At 70.3% G+C, this 22,987-nt stretch carries 13 protein-coding genes; 5 read left to right on the top strand and 8 right to left on the bottom strand.

The window, feature by feature from the left end; translation table 11 throughout:
• Positions 1-24 precede the first annotated feature (24 nt).
• Positions 25-8,667, bottom strand: coding sequence for a GH36-type glycosyl hydrolase domain-containing protein (locus tag QQA13_RS15585; protein WP_108470271.1), 8,643 nt, complete (start codon positions 8,665-8,667; stop codon positions 25-27).
• Between the two features lie 170 nt (positions 8,668-8,837).
• Between QQA13_RS15585 and QQA13_RS15580 the strand changes: the two genes are divergently transcribed.
• Entirely contained in the window at positions 8,838-9,302 is a 465-nt protein-coding gene (locus QQA13_RS15580; RefSeq protein ID WP_108470301.1) for a GNAT family N-acetyltransferase, read from the top strand.
• 48 nt (positions 9,303-9,350) lie between these two features.
• On the opposite strand, the gene QQA13_RS15575 is transcribed toward QQA13_RS15580, so the two are convergent.
• Together QQA13_RS15575 and QQA13_RS15570 are read right to left on the bottom strand one after the other, a co-directional pair.
• Complete coding sequence (locus tag QQA13_RS15575) at positions 9,351-11,843, bottom strand: sensor domain-containing protein (protein WP_108470302.1); 2,493 nt, start codon at positions 11,841-11,843, stop codon at positions 9,351-9,353.
• Positions 11,844-11,929: 86 nt separating this feature from the next.
• The gene (locus tag QQA13_RS15570; protein WP_108470272.1) at positions 11,930-13,069 is read right to left on the bottom strand and encodes a hypothetical protein; all 1,140 of its coding nucleotides are present in this window, start codon (positions 13,067-13,069) and stop codon (positions 11,930-11,932) included.
• A gap of 114 nt (positions 13,070-13,183) precedes the next feature.
• Here QQA13_RS15570 and QQA13_RS15565 point away from each other — a divergent pair, with 114 nt between their 5' ends.
• Together QQA13_RS15565 and QQA13_RS15560 are read left to right on the top strand one after the other, a co-directional pair.
• The gene (locus tag QQA13_RS15565; protein WP_108470273.1) at positions 13,184-14,467 is read left to right on the top strand and encodes an acetyl-CoA C-acetyltransferase; all 1,284 of its coding nucleotides are present in this window, start codon (positions 13,184-13,186) and stop codon (positions 14,465-14,467) included.
• A gap of 53 nt (positions 14,468-14,520) precedes the next feature.
• A complete protein-coding gene (locus QQA13_RS15560; protein WP_108470274.1) occupies positions 14,521-15,078 on the top strand; it encodes an energy transducer TonB family protein in 558 nt (185 codons plus the stop codon).
• Between the two features lie 105 nt (positions 15,079-15,183).
• Here QQA13_RS15560 and QQA13_RS15555 read toward each other — a convergent pair whose 3' ends face one another.
• The 4 genes from QQA13_RS15555 to QQA13_RS15540 form a co-directional block, all read right to left on the bottom strand.
• On the bottom strand, positions 15,184-17,061 hold the full coding sequence (locus tag QQA13_RS15555; RefSeq protein WP_108470275.1) for a phospholipase D-like domain-containing protein: 1,878 nt from the start codon (positions 17,059-17,061) through the stop codon (positions 15,184-15,186).
• Positions 17,062-17,142: 81 nt separating this feature from the next.
• Complete coding sequence (locus QQA13_RS15550; RefSeq protein ID WP_108470276.1) at positions 17,143-17,616, bottom strand: SixA phosphatase family protein; 474 nt, start codon at positions 17,614-17,616, stop codon at positions 17,143-17,145.
• A gap of 48 nt (positions 17,617-17,664) precedes the next feature.
• Positions 17,665-18,297 (bottom strand): ParA family protein, encoded by a 633-nt coding sequence (locus QQA13_RS15545; protein WP_108470277.1) that lies wholly within the window; start codon positions 18,295-18,297, stop codon positions 17,665-17,667.
• Positions 18,298-18,400: 103 nt separating this feature from the next.
• A complete protein-coding gene (locus QQA13_RS15540; protein WP_108470303.1) occupies positions 18,401-19,441 on the bottom strand; it encodes a hypothetical protein in 1,041 nt (346 codons plus the stop codon).
• Positions 19,442-19,604: 163 nt separating this feature from the next.
• On the opposite strand from QQA13_RS15540, the gene QQA13_RS15535 reads away from it, so the two are divergent.
• On the top strand, positions 19,605-19,799 hold the full coding sequence (locus QQA13_RS15535) for an antitermination protein NusB (RefSeq protein ID WP_108470278.1): 195 nt from the start codon (positions 19,605-19,607) through the stop codon (positions 19,797-19,799).
• 84 nt (positions 19,800-19,883) lie between these two features.
• Here QQA13_RS15535 and speE read toward each other — a convergent pair whose 3' ends face one another.
• Positions 19,884-20,753 carry a polyamine aminopropyltransferase gene (gene speE / locus QQA13_RS15530; RefSeq protein ID WP_108470279.1) on the bottom strand — a complete coding sequence of 290 codons (870 nt, stop codon included), beginning with the start codon at positions 20,751-20,753 and terminating at the stop codon, positions 19,884-19,886.
• Positions 20,754-21,040: 287 nt separating this feature from the next.
• On the opposite strand from speE, the gene speA reads away from it, so the two are divergent.
• On the top strand, positions 21,041-22,930 hold the full coding sequence (gene speA, locus QQA13_RS15525) for an arginine decarboxylase (RefSeq protein WP_108470280.1): 1,890 nt from the start codon (positions 21,041-21,043) through the stop codon (positions 22,928-22,930).
• Positions 22,931-22,987: the final 57 nt, after the last annotated feature.

The raw sequence follows: 22,987 nt of genomic DNA, 5'->3' as shown, positions 1-22,987 counted from the left end.
TGGGGCATGCCGTTGCGGCCGGCTTCATGGGCGGCGCGGCCAGTTCAGTTCCACGCTGTGCTCCGCGCCGTCGTCGGCCAGCGGGATGCAGCCATTGGCCTGCGCGGTGCCGTCCAGCCATAGCGTGCTTGTTGTGCCGGCGTCGCTCTGGCGCAGGTGGATTCGGTAGAGCGTGTCGCGGTGGCGGTAGTCGATGGTGAAACCTTCCCACTCCGGCGGCAGCACCGGGGCGAAGTGCAGCTGGCCGGCTTCCAGGCGCAGGCCCAGCAGCGATTCCACGATCAGCCGGTACATCCAGCCGGCGGAGCCGGTGTACCAGCTCCAGCCGCCGCGGCCGGTGTGCGGGGCTACCGCGTAGACGTCGGCGCTGACCACGTAGGGTTCGACCTTGTAGACGTCCATTTGCGCGGCGTCGAGGCCGTGGCTGACCGGGTTGATCATGCGCAGCAGTTCCCACGCGCGCGCGCTGTCGCCGAGCTGGGCGAAGGCCATGGTGGCCCAGATCGCCGCATGCGTGTACTGGCCGCCGTTCTCGCGCACGCCGGGCAGGTAGCCCTTGATGTAGCCGGGGTCGAGCGCGGATTGGTCGAACGGCGGGGTCAGCAGTTGCACCAGGCCGGCGTCGCGGCGCACCAGGTGCGCATCCAGCGACGCCATCGCTTGTCGCTGCCGTGCCGGCGCGCCGATGCCTGACAGCACCGACCAGCTCTGCGCGATCGAGTCGATGCGGCATTCGTCGTTGCCGGCGGAGCCGAGCGGCGTGCCGTCGTCGAAGTAGGCGCGGCGATACCAGGCGCCGTCCCAGCCGTGCTGTTCCAGCGCGGTGCGCAACCTGGCCACTTCGCCTGCGCAGCGTTGCGCGAACGGCTCGTCGTCGTGCAGCTGGGCCACTTCGGCGAAGCGCTGCAGCACTTCGCAGGAGAAGAAGCCCAGCCACACGCTTTCGCCGCGGCCCTGTTCGCCGACCCGGTTCATGCCGTCGTTCCAGTCGCCGCCACCGATCAACGGCAGGCCGTGCGCGCCGCGCCGGCTGAAGCTGCGCTCGAGCGCGCGCACGCCGTGCCGATACAGCGTTTCGCGCAGGGCCGAGGGCTGCGGCAGGTCGTAGTACGACTCCTCGCCGTCGTGCAGCGGGCGGCCCTCGATGTAGCCGACGCATTCGTCCAGCACGCCGCGGTCGGCGCTGGCCAGCACGTAGCGCGCGATGGCCAGCGGCAGCCACAGGTAGTCGTCGGAACAGGTGGTGCGCACGCCGCGGTCCAGCGGCGGGTGCCACCAGTGCTGCACGTCGCCCTCGGCGAACTGGTGCGCGGCGCACAGCAGCAGCTGCGCGCGCGCCAGCGTGGGCGCGGCGTGCAGCGTCGCCATCGAGTCCTGCAGCTGGTCGCGGAAGCCGAACGCGCCGCCGCTCTGGTAGTAGCCGCTGCGTGCCCAGATCCGGCAGGCGATGGTCTGGTACAGCAGCCAGCCGTTGGCGAGCACGTCGAGCGCGGGTTCCGGCGTGCGCACCTGCACCGCGCCGAGCACGCGCGCCCAGTGCGCGCGCACCCTGTCCAGCGCGTCGGCGGCGCTGCCGCTGCCGCGGAAGCGCTGCACCAGCGCGCTGGCCTCGGCGGCGTCGCGGCCCAGGCCGAGGCGGAAGATCAGCTGGCGCTGCTCGCCGTCGTCCAGTGTCACCAGCGTCTGCAGCGCCGCGCAGGGGTCGAGCCCGGCGCCGAGCCGGCCGGACAGGTTGGCGCGACCCAGCCCGGCCGGCGCGCGCATGCTGCCGTTGCGGCCGAGGAATTCGCCGCGGTCGCCGTCGATGCCGCGCGCGGGGTCGTCCACGTCGAAGAACGCGACGCGGTTCGGGAACTCGCTGTTGTACGCGTTGCGCGCGAACAGCGCGCCGCTGGCCGGGTCCGACTCGGTGACCACGTGCATCGCGGTCTTCGCACGCAGGTCGCCGAGCAGCCATTCGACGTAGCCGGTGACGCTTAGCCGGCGCGGCTGGCCGGAGTCGTTGCGCAGTTTCAGTACCGAGAATTTCACCGAGGCGTCCAGTGCCACGTAGATCCACAGTTCGGAGTGGATGCCGTCCTCGTGGTGCTCGAACACGCTGTAGCCGAAGCCGTGGCGGGTGACGTAGCTGCCGCTGCCGCGGCATGGCAGCGGGGTCGGCGACCATACCTGGCCGGTCTCTTCGTCGCGCAGGTACAGCGCCTCGCCGCTGCCGTCGCCGACCGGGTCGTCGTGCCACGGGGTGAGCCGGAATTCGTGCGCGTTCTCGCCCCAGCTGTAGGCGCTGCCGCTCTCGGAGATCACCGTGCCGAACTGCGGGTTGGCCAGCACGTTCGCCCACGGCGCCGGCGTGCTGTCGCCGGCGGCCAGGGTGATCACGTACTCGCGGCCGTCGCTGCTGAAGCCGCCGTGCGGGTTGGCCAGCTGCAACGTGGCCGGCGCGCGGGCGCTGGCGGCGAGCGTGGCGCTGCCGATGCGCCGCGGCCGGCTCGGCTCGAAACGCGGCGCATGGGTTTCCACCTGGCGCCGACCGATCTGCTCGGCCAGGCTGCCGCGGCTGTCGTTGAGCACGATCCGCGCACTGGCCAGCATCACCAGCCGGTCCTCGCCGGACAGCTGCTGGCCCGGGCGCACGAAGATGCCGCCGGGGCGGTCGAGCAGGCTGGCCTCGCTGCCCGAGGCGATCAGGCCCATGATCTGGTCGTGCAGTTCCTGCCGGTAGCCGGCGCGGTCCTCGTTCCAGATCACCAGGTCCACCGCCAGCCCCTTCAGCCGCCAGTACGCGTGCGCCTGCACCAGCTGGCGCACCAGCTCGATCCGCGACGGGCTGGCGATCTGCAGCAGCACGATCGGCAGGTCGCCGGAGACCGACTGCCCCCACAGCCCGCTCTGCCCGCGACGGTTGCCGCGCAGCACGGCCGGCTCGGCGCGCAGGCCGGCGTTCGGGTACAGGATGCCGGTGGCCATGTGTTCGTACAGCTGCGCGTCGGCGAGGCTGGCGTTGAGCTGGCGCAGCAGCACCTGGCTGTGCGTCCAGGCCAGGTCGAACACGCGGTCGGCGAGGTGGCGGTCGCGGTACTTGCCGATCAGCTGCAGGCAGCCGTCGCGCTGCGCGGCGTAGCCGGTGACGAAGTCGATGGTGGCCGACTGCTCCGGCTCCAGCGTGATGCGGCAGCGGATCGCCACGATCGGGTCGAGCACCGAACCGGCGCTGTCGGACAGCCGCGCCTGCTCGCGGTCGAGCGCCTGCGGCTCGGCCGTGCTGCGGCCGCGGCCGATGAAGCGGGCGCGGTCGGTCTCGTAGGAGATCGCGTCGATGTCGGCGTCGTGCACCGCCAGCAGGTGGAACATCCACGGCACCTGCTCGTCGGCCGAGCGTGGCCGGCGCGTGCACACGATCGCCTGCAGCGCCGGCACCAGCTCGGTCTGCACGAACAGTTTGCTGAAGGCCGGGTGCGCCGCGTCGGCGAGTGGCGGCGCCAGCACCACCTCGGCGTAGCTGGTCAGCTCGATCGTGCGCCGCGTGCGGCTGCGGTTGCCGATGCGCGTGCGGCGCAGCTCGATGTCGTCTTCCGGCGACACCACGATCTCGGTGTGCGCGTCGAACTCGCGCTCGCGCACGCGGAACTCGGCGCGCGCGTCGGAGAAGATCGCCTCGAACTGCTCGGTCTTCTTCAAGGTGGGTTGGTAGGCGGTGGACCAGCACTCGCCGCTGGCCACGTCGCGCAGGTAGCAGAACATGCCCCAGGCGTCGCGCGTGATGTCTTCGTGCCAGCGCGTCAGCGCCAGCTCGCCGCGCCGGCTGTAGCCGCCGCCGGCGCTGGACAGCATCACGTGGTAGCGGCCGTTCGACAGCAGCTGCACCGCCGGGCGCGCGCGGTCCGGGTCGGCGAACACGCGCAGCCGCGCCTCGGCCGGTCGCGGGCTGCCGTCCGACTCGGGGAAGCCGGAGGCGTGCAGGTATTCCGCCGCGGTCTTCGGCACGCGCTCCTGCAGCAGCAGGCTGGTGGCCTGGAACTGCGGGTCGGATTCGAAGCGCCGCTGCATCGGCCGGCCCAGCAGCGCGTGGCCCAGCGCGAGCAGGCTCATGCCCTGGTGGTGCGCCATGAACTGCCGCACCAGCGCCGAGTCCTGGCCCAGCGGCAGCCGCGCCGGGGTGTAGTCGATCGCCTCGTACAGGCCGTAGCGGCCGCGCGCGCCGGCCTCGGCCAGCCGCTGCAGGTTCTTGGTGGCCGCCGCCGGCGCCACCATCAGCGCCAGCGCGGTGGCGTACGGCGCCACCACCACGTCGTCGCCCAGCCCGCGCTTCAGGCCCAGCCCGGGCACGCCGAATGCGCGGTACTGGTAGGTGAAGTGCGCGTCCAGCGTGTTGTAGCCGGACTCGGAAACGCCCCACGGCACGCCGAGCTGGTTGCCGTATTCGATCTGCCGCGCCACCGCCGCGCGGCAGGTCTGGTCGAGCAGGGTGCCTTCGTAGCCGGGCATCACCAGCAGCGGCATCAGGTACTCGAACATCGAGCCGGTCCACGACAGCAGCACCGGCTCGCCGCCCACGGTGGTGAGCAGGCGGCCCAGCGCGAACCAGTTGTCCTGCGGCAACTGGCCCTGCGCGATGCCGACGAAACTGGCCAGCCGCGCCTCCGACGCCAGCAGGTCGTAGTAGCTGGCGTCGAGCCGGCGCTGGTCCACGTTGTAGCCGATCGCCAGCAGGTCGCGCGCGCTGTCGTACAGGAAGCGGTAGTCCATCAGCGCCAGTTCGCCGGCCTGCTGAGCCAGCTGCACGATCACGGCGAGGCGTTCGCGCGCGCGTTCGCGCACGCCTTCGGCGTCGGCCCCGGCGGGCCACGCCAGCGGTTCGATCCGCGCCAGCTGGCGCAGCGTGGGGATGCCCTCGAAGCCGGCCACGTCGTCGGCCGGCGGGTCCAGCTCGAACGCGGCGGCCTCGGCGCACAGTTCGTCGCACTGCGCGAGCAGCGCGTCGAGCCAGAAGCGCGCCTCGCTGCCGGGTTCGGTCTCCAGCCGCGGTACCAGCGCCTGCGCGTGGCCGCGCAGTTGCAGCAGCAGCGCGCTGGCCGCGCCGGTGCGCGCCGGTGGCGTAGCCAGGCTCTCCTGCAGCTGCCGGTCGAGCGGGTCCAGCGCGCGCGAGAGGTCGGGATCCAGGGTGTCGTGCAGCAGCGCCAGCGTGTCGCGCAGGCCGTGCAGCACGCGCGGCTGGAACACCGGCTGGTCGGCCAGTTCCTCCAGCCCGGGGCGCAGGGTCAGCAGGTGGCCGGCGAGGTTGCCGCTGTCCACCGCCGAGACGTACAGCGGCGCCAGCGGCTGCAGGCTCTGCGTGTCGTACCAGTTGTAGAAGTGGCCGCGGTGGCGCGGCAGCTGCTGCATGGTGGCCAGCGTGTGGCCGGTGCGTTCGAGCAGGCGGCCGCTGCCGAGGAAGCCGAAGTCGTGCGCGGCCAGGTTCGCCAGCAGCGCCAGGCCGATGTTGGTGGGCGAGGTGCGGTGGGCGATCGCCGGGCCGGGTTGCTCCTGCAAGTTGTCCGGTGGCAGCCAGTGCTCGGCGGCGCCGACGTGGGTGTCGAAGAAGGCCCAGGTCTGCCGCGCCAGCGTGCGCAGGAAGCGCTGCTGCGCCGTGCTCGGCGCGAAGGCGCCCGGCACGCGCGGCTGGCTGATCCACCACGCGATCGCGGGTGAGACCAGCCACAGCAGCAGCAACGGCGCGGCCAGCCACAGCACCAGCGGACGCTCATGCGCCAGCACCACGCCCAGCAGCAGCGCCAGTGCCGGGCCGATCCCCATCAGCCGCCACAGCGCGGCCGGCGCGTTGCCGCTGCGCCGCTCGACCTCGCTGGAGGTCTGCCACTGCAGCAGGTGGCGCTGGCTGACCGTCACCCGCCACAGCGTGCGCACGATCGCGTCGAGGTGGTACAGCGCCTCGTGCGGCAGCCACGCCAGCCCCAGCGCCATCCGCGCCAGATGCTGCAGGCCGGCCTGGAAGCCGGCGCGCAGGTGCTGGTCGAGCTGCACCTCGCGTGGCTTCTGCACCAGTTCCAGCAGGGCCGCCAGCAGCGGCGGCAGCAGCACCATCGACAGCACCGCCAGGGTCCACGACAGCACCGTGCCGATCAGCAGCCAGCCGACCACCAGCAGCACCAGCAGCGCCACCGGCACCAGGCTGCGGCGCAGGTTGTCGAGGATCTTCCAGCGCGACAGCGCGGTCAGCGCGTTGCGGCGCCAGCCATCGTGCGCGGTCGGCGCCCACGGCAGCAGCCACGGCAGCAGCTGCCAGTCGCCGCGGATCCAGCGGTGGCGGCGCTTCACGTCGGCGCCGTAGCGCGCCGGGTAGCTTTCGAACAGCTGCACGTCGCTGAGCAGGCCCGCGCGCGCGTGGCAGCCTTCGACCAGGTCGTGGCTGAGGATGCGGTTGTCCGGAAAGCGGCCGTCCAGGGCGCGCTCGAACGGGTCGATCGCGTAGATGCCCTTGCCGATGAACGAGCCCTCGCCGAACACGTCCTGGTACACGTCCGAGACCATCTGCGTGTACGGGTCGATGCCGGCGTCGCTGCCGTACAGCTGGGCGTAGCGCGAGCGCGCGGTGCTGGGCAGGCTGATCCCCACGCGTGGCTGCAGGATCGCGTAGCCGCTGACCACGCGGCGCAGGACAGGGTCGTACACGGCGCGGTTGAGCGGGTGGTCGATGGTGCCTACGAAGGCCTGCGCCGCGTCGCGCGGCAGTTCGGTGTCGGTGTCCAGGGTGATCACGTATTGCACCGGGCCCAGCGACGCGATGTCGCCCACGATCAGCATGAAGCGGCCGTGCGCGTTGCCGCGCAGCAGCGCGTTCAAGTCGGCCAGCTTGCCGCGCTTGCGCTCGTGGCCCATCCAGCATTGCTCGCCCGGATTCCAGCGGCGCGGCCGGTGGAACAGGAAGAAGCGGTCGGCCCTGGCGCTGGCGTAGCGCTCATTGAGCGCCTCGATGCGCCGCTGCGCGCGCCGCAGCAGCGCCTCGTCGTCGGGCAGGGTCTCGTGCGCGGCGTCGGCGAAGTCGGTGAGCAGGGCGAAGTGCAGGTGCTCGTCGCGGTTGCCGAGGAAGCGGACCTCCAGCGCTTCGGCCAGTTCGTCGACGTCCTGTGCGCTGGCGATCAGGCTGGGGATCGCCACCAGCGTGCGCGCGTTGGCCGGAATGCCGTGCGAGTAATCCATCCGCGGCAGCTGCCGCGGCGCGATCGACAGCGTGGCGATCCAGTTGAGCAGGCTCAGCCCCAGCTGGCTGGCCAGGATCGCCGCGGGCACCGCCAGCGCGGCCAGCGCCCACGTCGACCAGTGCTGGTGCGCGGCGACGGCCACCAGCGGCTGCGCGAAGGCGAAGGTGAGCAATGCCAGCAGGCCCAGGTAGATCGGCAGTGGCGCGCGGTCGAAGCCGCGGCGCAGCGTCTCGCGCAGCGGCGGGTGGATGCCCAGCTGTTGTTCCAGCCGCGGCCGGCCGCGATCGATCAGGTAGTAGCCGACGTGCTGCGGCAGCGGCACGCTGCTGTCGGTGGGTGCCGCGGCCTGGCTCAGTGCGATCGCCGCTTCGGCCACCTGCAGCTCGGTCAGCCGGTGCCGCCGCGCCATCGCCTCGACCACGTGGCGATAGCGGTCGCGGGTGGCGAAATCCATCGCCGCATAGACGCCGGCCGGGTCCTCGCGCAGGCCGTGCTCGACCAGGCTGCACTGCTCGACGAAGTCGCGCCAGTCGATCGCCGACAGCGTGCGCAGGCTGCCGATGCTGTTGCTGATCGAGACCTGGTTGGCGGCCTGCTGCTGCGCCTCCAGCTGCACCAGGTGCTCGATGCTCTGCCCCGAGGTGGCCAGGCGCTGCTCGATCCAGCTCAACGGCAGCGCCAGTGCCGGGCTCTGGCCCTGCAGCCGGCGCGCCATCTCGGCCACGAACGGGCCGTTCATCGGCGGGTCCGAACGCGCCATGTCGGCCACCACCAGCACCACCGAGTTCGGCTCGCGCCCGGCGGTGGCGGTCATCGCGTCGGCCCAGCGCGCGGCCTTGCCGCGGTGGCGCCAGTCCGCCATCACCCGCGCGGCCACCCGGCGCAGGTTCTCGATCAGCGCCAGCCGCAGCATGATCGGGATCGCCCACAGCTCGCCCAGCTTCAGCGGGCTCACTTCCTGGTAGGCGTCGATGAAGCGCTGCAGGATGTGCGTGTCGACCCGGCCGTCGCCGTGCGAGATGATTTCCAGTGCGATGTCGTAGACCCGCGGCAGGCCGGCCGACGGCCCGCTGGCCAGTCGCGGCAGTTCGCGGCTGTAGCCTTTCGGCAGGTGCCGGCGGGCGATCCGCACCTGCTCCTCGACCAGGTAGAAATTGTCCAGCAGCCACTCGGCGGCCGGGGTGATCCGCCGCCGCTTGCGGGTGGCGTCGGTCAGCCGCTCGCAGGTGTGGGTCAGCACCGCCTCGTTGTCGTCCAGCCGCACCAGCAGCGAATCCATGCTGGTCCGCGCACCGAGCCGGTGCTGGCCGGCCAGCGCGCGGCCGTGCCGCTCCATCTGCTCGGCGCTGAACAACTCCGCGCGCAGCGCCGGTTCCTGCTCCGGCCGCGTGCGTGCGGCGGCGCGGCGCCGGCGGAACGCATTCAGCCTGCGCAGCTTGAGCCGGTCGAGGAGGTTGCCGATGTTCAAAAGCGGTTTTCCTTGGGCCTCGCGGAATCGGCCACGAGGCGTCCATGTGGGCGGAGCGCCAGCGGGAACCCGTGCGAGGGCTGCGACCGCCGGCTCGGTTCGACCCTACGCGCCGACATGTGAAGACGGCGCACGCTACGATGGGCGCCCGCCTCCACCGGAGCCACGCCGTGCCACTGCAGATCCGCGCCGCCACTCTCGCCGACGTTTCCGACCTGGTCGCCTGGAACGCGGCGATGGCCTGGGAGACCGAGCACAAGCGGCTCGACCCCGCCACGCTGGAACGCGGCGTGCGCGGCGTGTTCGAGCAGCCGCGTCGCGGCTTCTACCTGGTGGCCGAGCACGACGGTGCGGCGCTCGGCTGCCTGCTGGTCACCTACGAATGGAGCGACTGGCGCAACGGTGATTTCTGGTGGATCCAGAGCGTCTACGTGGCGCCCGCCGCGCGCCGCGCCGGCGCGTTCCGTGCGCTGTACGCCGAAGTGGCGCAGCGTGCCGCGGCGGCCGGCGCGGTCGGCCTGCGGCTGTACGTGGAAACGGAGAACCAGCGCGCGCAGGCGACCTACGAAGGGCTCGGCATGCAACGCTGCCACTACTTCATGTACGAGGCGCCTCTGGCAAAGCCGGTTTCGTAAGGCGGGCGCTGCCCGCCGCTTCGCCTCGGGACACGGAGCGAAAGCCAGCTACGGGCCGGGTGCGATCCGAGTGGGTTCGGCCAGCAGCCGCTGGAACTCCGCGGCCGGCATGGGCGCGCCGAACAGGAAACCCTGCAGCTGCGAACAGCCGGCCTGGCGCAGGAACGCGGCCTGCTCGCGCGTCTCCACGCCTTCGGCGACCACTTCCTTGTCGAGGCCGCGCGCCATCGCGATGATCGCGCTGGTGATGGTGGCGGTGTCGCGGTCGCTGGTGAGGTCATGCACGAATACACGGTCGATCTTCAGCGCGTCGATCGGGAAATGCTTCAGGTACGACAGGCTGCAGTAGCCGGTGCCGAAGTCGTCCAGCGACAGCCGCACGCCGCGCCGCTTGATCCGTTGCAGCAGGCCGGTGGTCGCGTCACCGCCGGACATCACCATGCGCTCGGTCAGCTCCAGTTCGAGCAGGCCGGCATCCAGTCCGCTTTCGTCCAGCACCTCGTCCAGCCAGTGGTAGAACTCGGCGTGCTGGAACTGCAGCGGCGACACATTCACCGACACCGGGATCGCGTGGCCGGCATACAGCCACCGTTGCGCCTGGCGGCAGGCCTGGCGCAGCACCCAGGCGCCGATCGGCAGGATCAGCCCGGTGTCCTCGGCGACCGGGATGAACTGGTCCGGCTTGTACTGCTCGTGGCCGTCCGCGTACCAGCGCAGCAGCGCCTCGGCGCCGACGATGCGGCCGCTCTGCGCCTCCACCTTGGGCTGGTAGTGCAGGTCCAGTTCGTGCCGCGACAGCGCCTGGCGCAACGCCGTCTCGATCCGCCGGCGTGCCTGCGTGCGCTCGTTCATCGACGCGGTGAAGAAGCGGTAGCCGTGCAGGCCCTGCGTCTTCACCGCGACCAGCGCGGTCTCCGCATGCTGCAGCAGACCCTCCGGTTCGGTCGCATCGTCCGGGTACACGCTGATGCCGATGCTGAGGTGCAGGTCCAGCTCGGGCAGCCCGTCGACGCGGGTCTGCTCGCCCTGGTTGATCAGCGTCTGGCACAGGCTGGCCGTCTCGCCCACGTTTTCCAGGTGCGGCAGCAGCACCACGAATTCATCGCCGCCGTAGCGGCTCAGCAGCTCGTCGCCCGGCAGGCAGCGCTGCAGCTGGGCGGTGAACGCGCGCAGTACCTGGTCGCCGGCGGCGTGGCCGTGCAGTTCGTTGACCTGCTTGAAGTTGTCGATGTCGACATAGAGCAGCGCGGCGCGCTGCTGGCGCCGGTTCGCGGTGGCGATCGCCTGGCCGATATGTCCGTGCAACTGGCTGCGGTTGGGCAGCCCGGTGAGCGTGTCGTGCTGGGTCAGGTGGATCATCTTCAGCGCCAGCGCGCGGGTCTCGCTGACGTCGTGGAACACCAGCACGCCGCCGATCACGTTGCCGGCGTGGTCGTGGATCGGCGCGGAGGAATCCTCCACCGGCGTGTCGAAGCCGTGGCGGTGGCGCAGCAGGGTCTTGCCGACCAGGTCGACGATGCTGTTGTGGCCGATCGCCGCGCGCAGCGGATTGGCCACGGCGTGGCCGTCGTGGGCATCGAACAGCTGGAAGATCTCCTCGATCGGCCGGCCCTGCGCCTCGATGCTGCTCCAGCCGGTCATCGCCTCGGCGATCGGGTTGAGCGAGGTGATGCACAGTTGCGGGTCGGTGGTGATCACTGCGTCGCCGATCGAGCGCAGGGTCACCTCGGCCAGTTCGCGCTCGCGGTGCAGCGCGTCCTCGAACGCCTTGCGCTGGCTGATGTTCTGGATCTGCACGACGAAATAAAGCGGACTGCTGTCGTTGTCGCGCACCAGCGACACGCTGAGCTGCACATGCACCGGGTCGCCATTCTTGTGGAAATAGCGTTTCTCGATGTGACACGATTCCAGCTCGCCAGCCAGCATCTGCTCATGCCGCGAGTCGCTGGTCGCGATGTCGTCGGGGTGCGTGATGTCGCGCGTCGTGCGCGACAGGAATTCGTCCTCGTGGTAGCCGAGCATCGCGCAAAGCGCCGCGTTGACCCGCAGCCAGCGGCTGTCCGGTGCAACCAGCGCCATGCCGATCGCGGCATGCTGGAACGCGCCGAAGAAGCGCTGCTCGCTCTCGTGCAGCTGCAGTTCCAGGTCGCGCCGCTCGGTGATGTCGACCAGTGCGGTGAAGATGCCGCGGACGCGGCCCCCGGCATCGAAGTCGGGCTCGAAGTTGCCGCGGGCATAGCGCCGCTCGCGGCCGTTGTACAGTTCGCCCTCGTAGCTGGCCGTGTGGCCGGCATAGGCGCTATCCAGCGCCACGCTGGCCAGCTCATGGTTGCGCGGGCCGATCACGTCGATCAGGCGCCGGCCGATCAGTTGCTGCGGGTCGATGCCAAGCCAGCGGCGATGGGTTTCGTTGGCGTAGCGAAAGCGCTGTTCGTGGTCGAGGTAGGCCAGCAGTGCGGGCGCGCCGTGCGCGACCCATGCCGGCCAGTCGGTTTCATCCGGAAGCGATGGCGATACCTCGGCAGGCTTGTGCGGCCGCATGGTCATTCCGTCAGCATGGCGCCCCCTGTCAGCGCGCCGCCATCATGCGCCGAGTTGCCGGCGTTGCCCAGCCGTCCCGGCGGCGATCAATGCAGGGCGGTGGCCGGTGCGCCGAGCCGGCCGTCGGCGTCCAGCACGATCCGGCCCAGCGCATGCAGTTCGGCGGCGATCGCGTAACGGTCGGCCAGCCGCGCCAGCAGCGGCCCCAGCGCCCGCGGCTGCAGCGGATAGCCGTGCGCCAGCGCGCGGGCATGCCCGCCTTCGCCGCGCTGGGCCAGGGTGACCGCCACCACGCCGAGGCCGGGCGCCTCGTGCGCGAACAGCGCCGGCGGGTCGTAGCCGGGGTCGGCCGCGGCCAGGGTTTCCAGCAGGTAGCCGGCGGCCGCCTCGGTCTGCCGCGTGGCGTCCGGCTGCAACTGCAGCGGCAGCTGGTGCGCATCGAGCAGCGCGGCGTACTGGCGCAGCTCGAACACGATGCCGGCGAAATCGTGCGTGCGCTCGGCGCTGTCGCCGGTTTGCGCGGCCAGCCATTGCGACGGCGGCTGCACCAGCACCTTGCCGTCGGCGTAGCGCAGGGCCAGCCCGCGTGCGCTCATCGTCGTTTCCTCGCGGTCCGGGGTCAGCAGTGCCGTCTCCAGCAGCGCCCACAGCGGCGCCAGGTTGACGTGCTCGTACTGCACGCAGGTCAGCGCCAGCAGGTCGTTGCGGCTGAGGTAGCGCACGTGCTCCAGCCGGATGCCGAGCGTGCGCATCAGCCAGTCGGCAGTCAGCGCGCCGGCCTCGCCGCGGCCGACCAGCTGGATCTCCAGCTGCTCGGACAGTTCCTCGGCCTGCTCCGCCGGCGCCAGCAGATGCATCGGCAGCAGCCGTATCGGGCCCGCGGCGTAGGTCGGCGACGGCTCCAGCGATGGCAGCGGCATGTGCCCGTCGTGGCTGCCGAAGGCCACCACATTCCCCAGGTGGTTGCGCGGCACGCGCCGCGCCAGCTCGTCCAGCGTGGCCCATACCGGGAAGCCCGGGCGCAGCAGCTCGACCTGGTCGAATAGCGCGCCGGCCAGCGCCAGCCGCGCGACGTCGACCTGCGGCACCAGCGCATGCAGGTCGCTGGCGACCAGCGCGGCCAGTTCGGCGGCCTCGTCGCGGCTCAGGGTCATGCGTGGTGCTTCGCCTGCGACCGGTTCCAGCGCCAGCACCACAGGCAGGGCGGACAGTGTTTGTGCTTCCACGGGCGGCGATCCGGCAGACAAAGAGTGTCGATTCTACCATTCAGGCTTTTGGGCTTTCGCCGCGCGGCATGGCGGGTTAGCCTTGGCGGACTTGAGTGGTGGACTGTTCCGAGCATGGAAAACACGCAGAAGCGCGTCGGGGTGATCGGTGGGGTGCGCATCCCGTTCTGCCGCAACAACACGGCGTACGCCGACGTCGGCAACTTCGGCATGTCGGTGAAGGTGCTCGGCGCACTGGTCGAGCGCTTCGGCCTGCACGGGGTGGAACTGGGTGAAGTGGCGATGGGCGCGGTGATCAGGCACCCGTCCGACTGGAACCTGGCGCGCGAGGCGCTGCTCAGCTCCGGGCTGGCGCCGACCACGCCGGGCATCACCACCGCGCGCGCCTGCGGCACCTCGCTCGACAACGCCATCATCATCGCCAACAAGATTGCCGCCGGGCAGATCGAGGCCGGCATCGCCGGCGGTTCGGACACCACCTCCGACGTGCCGATCGTCTACGGCACCCGCCTGCGCAAGCGGCTGCTGGCGATGAACCGGGCGAAGACCCCGCTGGACAAGCTGAAGGTGGCGCTGCGCGGCTTCTCGCTGGGCGAGCTGAAGCCCTCGTTCCCCGGCGTGGCCGAACCGCGCACCGGCAAGTCGATGGGCGACCACTGCGAGCAGATGGCGAAGGAGTGGCACGTCAGCCGCGAGGCGCAGGATCAGCTCGCGCTGGACAGCCACCGCAAGCTGGCCGCCGCCTATGACGCGGGTTTCTTCGGGGACCTGCTGGTGCCGTTCCGCGGGCTGAAGCGCGATGGTTTCCTGCGCCCCGATTCGAGCATGGAAAAGCTGGCCACGCTGAAGCCCGCGTTCGACAAGACCTCCGGCCACGGCACGCTCACTGCCGGCAATTCCACCGGCCTGTCCGACGGCGCCGCCGCGGTGCTGCTGGGCAGCGAGGCGTGGGCCGCGCAGCGTGGGCTGAAAATCCAGGCCTGGCTGCGCGACGCCGAAGTCGCCGCGGTGGATTTCGTGCACGGCGAAGGCCTGCTGATGGCGCCGACCATCGCGGTGCCGCGCATGCTGGCGCGCCACGGGCTGACCCTGCAGGACTTCGACTACTACGAGATCCACGAGGCGTTCGCGGCGCAGGTGCTGTGCACGCTGCGCGCGTGGGAATCGGCCGACTACTGCAAGCACCGGCTCGGCCTGGACGCGCCGTTCGGTTCGATCGACCCGGCCAGGCTCAACGTACACGGCTCCAGCCTCGCCGTCGGCCATCCGTTCGCCGCCACCGGCGCGCGGATCATCGCCACACTGGCGAAGCTGCTGGAACAGAAGGGCGCCGGCCGCGGGCTGATCTCGATCTGCACCGCCGGCGGCATGGGCGTCACCGCGATCCTCGAGCGCTGAAGGATTCGGCAGCTTCAGCCGCGATTCGCCCAGCGGGGTGCATAAAGACCGCCATGTTTCGCCTGCGCACTACCACCACCCTCAGCCTGATCGCACTGGCCGTCGGCGTCGCCGGCACCGGCTGGCTCAGCACCCAGACCGGCATCTGGCTCGGTCCGCCGGCGCGCTACACCGCGCGGGTCGACACGTCGACCGCGATGCGTGCCCACCCTGCCCCGCGCCGCCCGCACGGCCCGGCCCGCGTGGTGCCGACGCGCCGGGCGCTGCCGCCGATGGTCGCCGGCGATGAAGTGCAGGCCGCCGTCGCCACCCCCGCGCCTGCGCCGGAACTGTTACCGCTGGCCACGCCTGCCGACACCTCGCAGCCATGGGACGAGTTGCGCGGCCACCTCGACGGCCGCGTGCTGCTGCACGTCGACATCGACGCTGGCGGCCGCGTCAGCGCCGCCAGCCTCGCCGAATCCAGCGGCGACCCGGTGCTCGACCAGCACGCCCTGCGCAGCGTGCGCGGCTGGCGCTTCGCGGTGCCGCCGGACCATCCCGACGGCCTCAGCGGCGAGCTGCCGATGCGCTTCACCTCGCGGGGCGATCGCGTCGCGCAGTTGCCGTAGGGCTATTGCCCGGTCGCATGGCTGCTTCGCGCTTTGTCGTTCCAGAGCGAAGAGCTTCGAACAGGGCAATAGGTGGCGAAGTGATTTCCGCACGGTGAGCGGCGCTCACAGGATGCCCTTGGCCCCCACCCCGAACGCGGTGACCAGCCGCGTGATGATCAGTTTCGGCGACAGCGCCACATCGGGGAAGTCGCCGACCGGTTCGTAGCAGGCGTAGAAATTCGGATCGGTGGCGCGCAGCGGCTGGCAGCCGGGCTTGAGGTCGAAGCTGGTGGCGTAACGGAACGGCCACAGGTCGAACAGCGGCAGGCTCTCGGAAACCGAGCCGATCGCCTGGTTGATGTCGGTCAGCACCGGCACCTTCGACTGCCGCGGGGCGATCACCCACGCGTTCTCCGGCTGCGTGCTGCGCAGGATGCTGTGGCGCAGCTGGTCGGCGAAGCCGTGGTCGTAGACGATCACGCCCGACTCGGTGTTGTAGTGGTCCGAGCGCGGGTCGAAGTTGTGCGAGCCGACCATCGCGAAGATGTCGTCGACCACGATCGACTTCGCATGCAGGCCGAAGCGCATGCCTTCGCTTTGCAGTGGCGCCGGCCGATTGTTGCTGCCGCGGCTGCCGAGCAGGTGGAAGCGCGCTGCGGGGACGTGGGCCAGGCTGGCGGCTTCCGACGGCGGCAGCGCGATCGTGTCCAGGTCGAGGTTGGCCAGTTCGTTGTCCACCGCGGCACTGGGCGCGTGTGGCTTCAGTTCGTGCACCTCGAAGCCGAATTTCTTCAGGTAGCGCTTGCGGTGCTTGTACGACATCGCGTACACGGCGAAGGCGTCGGTCGCGGCCAGCGAGTTGGTGGAGACGATCACCCGCGGCGGGTCGGTGCGCCGGTGCAGGGTGCGAAAGATGTGCTGGGCGCGTTTGCTCATCACCAGGTACGGTGTCTGCAGCAGCACCTCGCGTTTCGCTTCGCTGATCATGCGCATGATGTGCTGGGTGAATTCTAGCGCGCGTCGCTTGTCCGGCTTGTCGGTCTTCGCCGGCAGGTCGCTGAAGTACTCCACCTGGCCGACCTGCCGCGAGGCGTCCACCAGCCAGGTCTGCAGCCAGGCGGGGTCTTCGGCGGCTTGTTGCACCCGTGCCACGCGCACCGGCCGGCGGTAGCGTGGGGCCGGCCACACCGGCGGCACACGGTCGGACAGGATGCGCCGGTTGATGTCGCGCAGGTGGGTCAGCGGCAGCGAGCGCTTGTGGTTCCAGAACAGCGCGAAGCTGGCCGCCATCTGCCGCGCGGCCGGCCCGCCGACCATTGCGTCGCGGTCGACGTAGTTGAAGGCGTCGTCCCAGTTGAAGTAGCGGTCCTGGTAGTTGCGCCCGCCGGTGATGCCGATGGCGTCGTCCACCAGCAGCAGCTTGTTGTGCATGCGCTGGTTGAACTGCATGAAGCAACACAACAAGCCGGCGGCGAATTCCAGCGGCTGGGTGTGGGCCTTGTGGAAGGTGGGGTTGTACAACCGCACTTCGAGGTTCGGGCTGATCCGTGCCAGCCGGTCGAGCAGGTCCGGGTCGTTGAAGGAGAACAGCTGGTCGGCCAGGATGCGCACGCGCACGCCGCGCCGTGCGGCGCGCACCAGTTCGTCCAGCATCAGCTGGCCGGCGTCGTCCTGGTCCCAGATGTAGGTCTGCACGTCGATCGACTGGCGCGCCGCGCGTACCAGGTTGATCCGTGCGGCCATGGCCGGCTCGGAGTCGTCGAGCAGGGTGACCACGTGCACCGGCTGCTGCGGGGTGGAGGCGGCCAGCGCGGCGTTGGCGGCGTCCAGCAGTGGCGACGGCAGCGCGCAATGGTCGGTCCGGTCGCAGGTACTGATGCGGTCGGCGCCGGCGGCGACGATCGCATCGGCGCGGCGGATCTGCGCGCGCGGCACCGTGCAGCCCTGCAGCAACAGCAGGGCGAGTACGAGCGGGAAAGCGAATCGGCGCAGGACGGGCATGGGCGAATCATACGTTCTGCGCGTGCCGGGGCTGTGAGGAGGCGGGCGAGGCGTAGCGCTGGCGGAGGGCCGCGGCGCGGGTCAGGGCGACCAGAACGCGTCCAGCCGCGCGTTGCCCGGCTCCAGCGCGCCATCCAGGTGCAGCACGGCCAGCGCGCCGGGCGGCATGCCGCGGAATTCGTCGGAGCGGCCCTCGACCAGCAGGGCGACCAGCCGCTCCATGCCAGGGTTGTGGCCGACCAGCAGCACGGTGCCGGCGTCGGCGTGCTGGTCGAGCAGGGCCAGCAGTTCGCCGGGCGAGGCGTCGTAGATTTCGTCGGCCTGTTGCGGCACCGGTGCGTTGTCGATGGCGGCCAGCGCCAGCCGGGTGGTCTCGTCGGTGCGCCGGCTCGGCGAGCACAGCACGCGGTCGGGGTGCAGGCCGTGCGCGGCCAGCCACAGCCCGGCGGCCTGCGCCTCCCGCTCGCCGCGCACGCTGAGCGGACGCTGCGGGTCGTCGCCGGTGGTTTCCATCGGCACGGCTTCGGCGTGTCGCAACAGGATCAGTTCGTGCATGGAGTGCTCCGGGGGTGGTGGCGCGGTGAACGTCGGGAAGGTCGCGCGTCAGTGCTGGCGCTTGATCCAGCGCAGCAGGGCCTTCCAGTCCTGCTGGTGGCTGCGCACCTGTTCGGACTGGTAGTCGAAGATGCCCTTGCCGAGGCCGGCGAGCAGCACGTAGGCCTGACTGTCGCGCAGTTGCGCGGCGATCGGGAACGGCGACTGTTCGGCGAGCTGGGCGAGCGCGTCCTGGCTGGCGTGGGTCCACGGCTTGAGCCGGTTGGCGACCAGCGCCACCGGCAGCTTGCCGCTGCGGATGCGTTTGATCGCCTGCAGCTCACCGAGGAAATGCAGCGTGGCGTCGAGGTCGAACGAGGACGGCAGCACCGGCACCAGCAGCACGTCGGCCACGTCGAGGTAGGGTTCCAGCTCGCGCTCATCGGCGCCGGCGGGGGTGTCGATCAGCAGTTGCTGGGTGTCCGGCGGCACGCGCTGCAGGCTGCGGCGGCCGCTGTCGAGGGCCAGTACGCCGGGGACGTTGTCCGGTCTGAGCTCGGCCCAGTGGAAGCTGGAGTGTTGCCGGTCGGCGTCGAGGATCGCGGTGTGCTGCCCTGCCTGGGCCCAGTGCGACGCCAGTTGCGTCACCAGCGTGCTCTTGCCGCAACCACCCTTGCTGCTTGCCACCAGCGTCGTAAGCATCGGATCGCCCCTGCTACGGAAGGTGGACCAAGCCTAGCCGGTAGGCCGGGAATAGGGAATCGGGAATCGGAGGAACCAACGGCTCCCGATCATGCCCTGCCCTCTATTCCCGATTTCCCGCTGCATGTGGCTGCCAGCCGGCGGGTGCCTCGACCGGGATGCCGTTCTCGCGCAGGGCGGCCAGCTGCAGGCTCATCTCGGTGCCGCCGTGGCGGGCCAGCGCCAGCAGGTGCTGCGCCAGCGTCGCGTCGTCCTGCGCCCGGGCCAGCAGCTGGGCGAAGCTCTGCACCTGCCAGACCAGGTTGCGGCGGGCGTCCTTCGCTTCCTGCTGCTGCGCCGGGTCGTCGGCCAGCACCTCGCGCAGGTGCAGGCCGAGCGAACGGGCCAGCGGGCTGGAACCCCATTCCAGCGTCTTGCCCAGGGCCAGGCAATCGGCCTTGATCGAGGCGTCCCCGCCGGCGTTCCCGCACAGTTGGGCGACCAGCTGCAGGCCCGGCTGCGGCTGGGTGCCGGCCAGGCCATAGACCAGCACGGCCTGCATGCCCACCGCGCCGCCCGCGTGGGCCGGGTCCAGCGTGGTGGGCGGTGGCGGCAGCGCGCCGGCGGCATTGGCCAGCGCCTGCAGGCTGATGCCGGTGTAGTCGTCGTAGCGTTTTGCCGCAGCGGCCTGGGCCAGATCTTCGCGGGCGGCATCCTGCTTTTTGCTGCGCGCATCGACACCGAGCTTGAGCAGCCACACCGCGGCGTTGTCCGGCGCCCGGGTCAGTAGTTGCTGCAGGGCCCCATCGTTCGGGCAGGTATCGGCGGCGGCATCGCAATCGGCCAGTTGCACCCAGTACACCGCCGCGTCGGCGCCTTCGGCCTGCGTGGCGCGCTCGATCAGGCGGTGGAAGCTGTTCTCCGGCGGCTGGTTGAACAGCGGCCGGGCCAGCAGGGCCGCGCCGAGCAGCCGCGACGGATCGCCGCCGGGCGCCAGTACGCTGACCAGATCGCGCTGGAACGCGAGCTGGGCCTTGTCGCGGGTCTGGGCCGACTTGTCCGGCGTGCCGCGGTTCTTGCCGGCGGCGGGCTTGCCGGCGAATACCGGCGCGGCGGCCAGCGACAGGGCGCAGGCCAGGGCAAGGCAATGCGATCCACGCATCATGGGCTCGGCTCCGTGATCGAACAAAGCGCGCAGCATACCTTGCAAGGATTAAGCGCGGCTGATCCATCGGCCGGTGAAGGGTGGCCGCTGCGGCGCCGCTTGCTACGATGGGGTTCCCCGGCGCAGGACCGCGCCTCCATGCTTATCGCTCGGGAGACGCGTAGTGGATCATCTGACGACGTTCGCCGGCGGCGCACCCTGGTTTGTCGGCTGGGGCACGCTGGCCTTGATCAATGCCGCCCTGGCGCAGGGCAAGAACCGCAGCGGCCTGCTGTGGTTCCTGCTGTCGCTGCTGTTCGGCCCGCTGGCCACGCTGCTGCTGGTGCTGCTGCCGAAGGTGCGCTCGAAGATGTTTTGAGGGCAGGGATTCGGGCTTGGGCTTCGGAAAAGCGCCAGGCCGTAGCTCCTCCGCATCCTCCATCCCGCATTTCAAATCCCGGCTTTACTCCCCCAGTGCCTCGCGCATGAATTCCGGCTGGGCCAGCGCGGCCTTGTGGATCTCGGCGTTGTAGTACTTCGTGTGGAAATTCTTGGCTGAAGCGCCGCGCTCGCGGAAGCCGGACAGGTCGCCACCCTTGCGCGCCATGGTGCAGCTCCACCAGCCGGTGGGGTAGCACGGCTGCGGGAACGGCAGCGTCTTCACCGCGCTGAAGCCGGAGGTGCGCATCGCCGAGCGCATCGACTTGATCAGCTCCAGGTGCGCCAGCGGCGATTCGCTCTGCTGCACCAGCAGGCCACCATGGCGCAGCGCCTTGTAGCAGCTGGCGTAGAACGCGGCGTTGAACAGGCCCTCGGCCGGGCCGACCGGGTCGGTCGAATCGACGATGATCAGGTCCAGCGAATCGGGCTCGGCGTCGGCCATGTACTTGATGCCGTCGATGAACAGCAGCTCGGCGCGCGGGTCGTTGTTCGACTCGCACAGTTCGGGGAAATACTGCTCGGCCAGCCGGGTCACGCGCTCGTCGATCTCCACCTGCACCGCGTGCTCGACTTCCTCGTGGCGCAGCACCTCGCGCAGCGTGCCGCAGTCGCCGCCGCCGATGATCACCACGCGCTTGGCGCGCGCATGGGTGAACAGCGCCGGGTGGGTCATCATCTCGTGATAGAGGAAGTTGTCGCGGGTGGTCAGCATCACGCAGCCATCGATCACCATCAGCTTGCCCCAGTCGGTGGTCTGGTGGATCTCGATGGTCTGGAACGGGGTCTTCTCCGCATGCAGCAGCTGCTCGGTACGGAAACCGATGGAGGAGCCGGAAGCCTGGTGGGCTTCAGTGAACCAGCTGGTTTCATTCGAGGTGGGTTGCTGCGACATGGGTGATGTTCCTGACGAACCGGGTGGATGGACAAAGACCGCCAATTGTAGCGATATCGGTGGTGAACGTCCCGCGAGCCGGGCGGCTGCGTTGCACATATCGTCACAGGCGACCATTACAATGGCGGCTGGCCTCGCCGGGCAATGCGCCGGCGGCCGACCAGTCCGATCGGCCCCGCGGCGTGCGAGGCTTCCGGTCGCTCGGGCTCGTGCTCCTGTTGTTGAGCAAGACGTCAAGGCTCGCCGCTGCGACGACATCGTCCTTTTTCATTAGGGAGATTTCGCTGATGGCGAACCATTGGAATACCGACACTGCCCGCCACACTTACGCCGTACCGCACTGGGGCGATGGCTACGTCGACGTGGACGGTGCCGGCGACATCGTGATGCGTCCGCGCGGTGCGTACGGTCCGGCGCTGTCGCTGCCAAAAATTGTCGAACGCGCCCGCGCCGAAGGCCTGCGGCTGCCGCTACTGGTGCGTTTTCCCGACATCCTTGCCGACCGCCTGGCGCGGCTGCAGGCTGCGTTCGCCCAGGCCATCGACGAGCACGGCTACGCCGGCGGCTATACCGCCATCTACCCGATCAAGGTCAACCAGCAGCGTGGCGTGGCTGGCGAGTTGGTTGCCGCCGGCACGCACGGCTTCGGCCTGGAAGCGGGCTCCAAGCCTGAACTGATGGCGGTGCTGGCGATGGCGCGGCCCGGTTCCATCGTGATCTGCAACGGCTACAAGGATCGCGAATACATCCGCCTGGCGCTGATCGGGCGCAAGCTCGGCCTGCGCGTGCATATCGTGATCGAGAAGCTGTCCGAACTGGACCACGTGTTCAGCGAGGCGCAGGCGCTGGGTGTTGAACCGCTGCTCGGCGTGCGTGTGCGACTGGCCTCGATCGGCGCCGGCAAGTGGCAGAACACCGGCGGCGACAAGGGCAAGTTCGGCTTGTCGCCGCAGCAGGTGCTGACCCTGATCGAGCGGCTCGACGCGGCCGGCCTCAAGCACACGCTGAAGCTGCAGCACTTCCACATGGGCTCGCAGATCTCCAACGTGCGCGACATCGCCAACGGCATGCGCGAAGCCACCCGTTACTTCGTCGAGCTGCGCCGGATGGGCGTGCCGCTGGAGATCGTCGACGTCGGCGGCGGCCTCGGCGTGGACTACGAGGGCTCGCGCTCGCGCAGCCACAATTCGATCAACTACTCGATCGAGCAGTACGCCGCCACCATCGTGCAGTCGCTGGCCGAGGCGGTGGCCGCCGAAGGCCTGGAGGCGCCGCACATCCTCACCGAGGCCGGCCGCGCGATGACCGCGCACCACGCGGTGATGGTGGTCAACGTGACCGAGGTCGAGGAAGTGCCGGACGGCGCGATCCCGCCGCCGTGCGCGGACGAGCCGGCGGTACTGCGCCGCCTGCGCGAGACCTGGGAGGAGCTGGATCGGCGCCCCGCGCTGGAACTGTTCCACGAGGCGCAGCATCACCTCAGCGAAGGCCAGGCGCTGTACGCGCTGGGCCAGCTCGCGCTGGCCGACCGCGCGCGGCTGGACGAGATGTACTACGCGATCGCCGGCGCGGTGCGGCTGCGCCTGCTGCCGGCCGAGCGCTCGCACCGGCAGGCGCTGGACGAGCTGGACGAGAAGCTGGTCGACAAGTACTTCGTCAACTTCTCGGTGTTCGAGTCGATCCCGGACGTCTGGGCGATCGGGCAGATCTTCCCGATCGCGCCGATCGCCCGACTCGACGAGCAGCCGACCCGGCGCGGCGTGATCGTCGACCTCACCTGCGATTCGGACGGCCGCATCGACCACTACGTCGACGCCGAGGGCGTCGACGTCAGCCTGCCGTTGCATGCGCTCAAGGACGGCGAAAGCTATCGGCTCGGCATCTTCATGGTCGGCGCCTACCAGGAGACCTTGGGCGACATCCACAACCTGTTCGGCGACACCGACGCGGTCAACGTGCGCGTGGACGGCGACGGCTACACCTTCGCCCACGTGCGCCGCGGCGACACTACCGACCTGATGCTCGACTACGTCGGCTACGATCTGGAGGCGCTGCGCGCCAGTTATCGCGAGCGCATCGCCGCCGCCGGCCTCGGCGGCGACGAGGCCACGCAGTTGTACGACGCGCTCGACGGCGGGCTCACCGCCTACACCTACCTGGCCGAGGACCTTCGCTGACGGTGTGGTGGTGGCCGCACGGCCTGTCCCAAGGTCCGATGGCGGCCGCCGTGGCGA

The sequence above is a fragment of the Rhodanobacter thiooxydans genome (genome assembly GCF_030291135.1).
Classification (GTDB): domain Bacteria; phylum Pseudomonadota; class Gammaproteobacteria; order Xanthomonadales; family Rhodanobacteraceae; genus Rhodanobacter; species Rhodanobacter thiooxydans_A.
Note: the sequence above shows the minus strand (reverse complement) of the source record. Positions and strands in the feature narration are given on the sequence as shown.

What these genes read in the sequence shown, in the direction of transcription:
- QQA13_RS15575 (WP_108470302.1), bottom strand. Translation starts at nt 11,843, where the DNA reads ATGCGGCCGCACAAGCCTGCCGAGGTATCGCCATCGCTTCCGGATGAA.
- QQA13_RS15565 (WP_108470273.1), top strand. Translation starts at nt 13,184, where the DNA reads ATGGAAAACACGCAGAAGCGCGTCGGGGTGATCGGTGGGGTGCGCATC.
- QQA13_RS15560 (WP_108470274.1), top strand. Translation starts at nt 14,521, where the DNA reads ATGTTTCGCCTGCGCACTACCACCACCCTCAGCCTGATCGCACTGGCC.
- QQA13_RS15555 (WP_108470275.1), bottom strand. Translation starts at nt 17,061, where the DNA reads ATGCCCGTCCTGCGCCGATTCGCTTTCCCGCTCGTACTCGCCCTGCTG.
- QQA13_RS15550 (WP_108470276.1), bottom strand. Translation starts at nt 17,616, where the DNA reads ATGCACGAACTGATCCTGTTGCGACACGCCGAAGCCGTGCCGATGGAA.
- QQA13_RS15545 (WP_108470277.1), bottom strand. Translation starts at nt 18,297, where the DNA reads ATGCTTACGACGCTGGTGGCAAGCAGCAAGGGTGGTTGCGGCAAGAGC.
- QQA13_RS15540 (WP_108470303.1), bottom strand. Translation starts at nt 19,441, where the DNA reads ATGATGCGTGGATCGCATTGCCTTGCCCTGGCCTGCGCCCTGTCGCTG.
- speE (WP_108470279.1), bottom strand. Translation starts at nt 20,753, where the DNA reads ATGTCGCAGCAACCCACCTCGAATGAAACCAGCTGGTTCACTGAAGCC.
- speA (WP_108470280.1), top strand. Translation starts at nt 21,041, where the DNA reads ATGGCGAACCATTGGAATACCGACACTGCCCGCCACACTTACGCCGTA.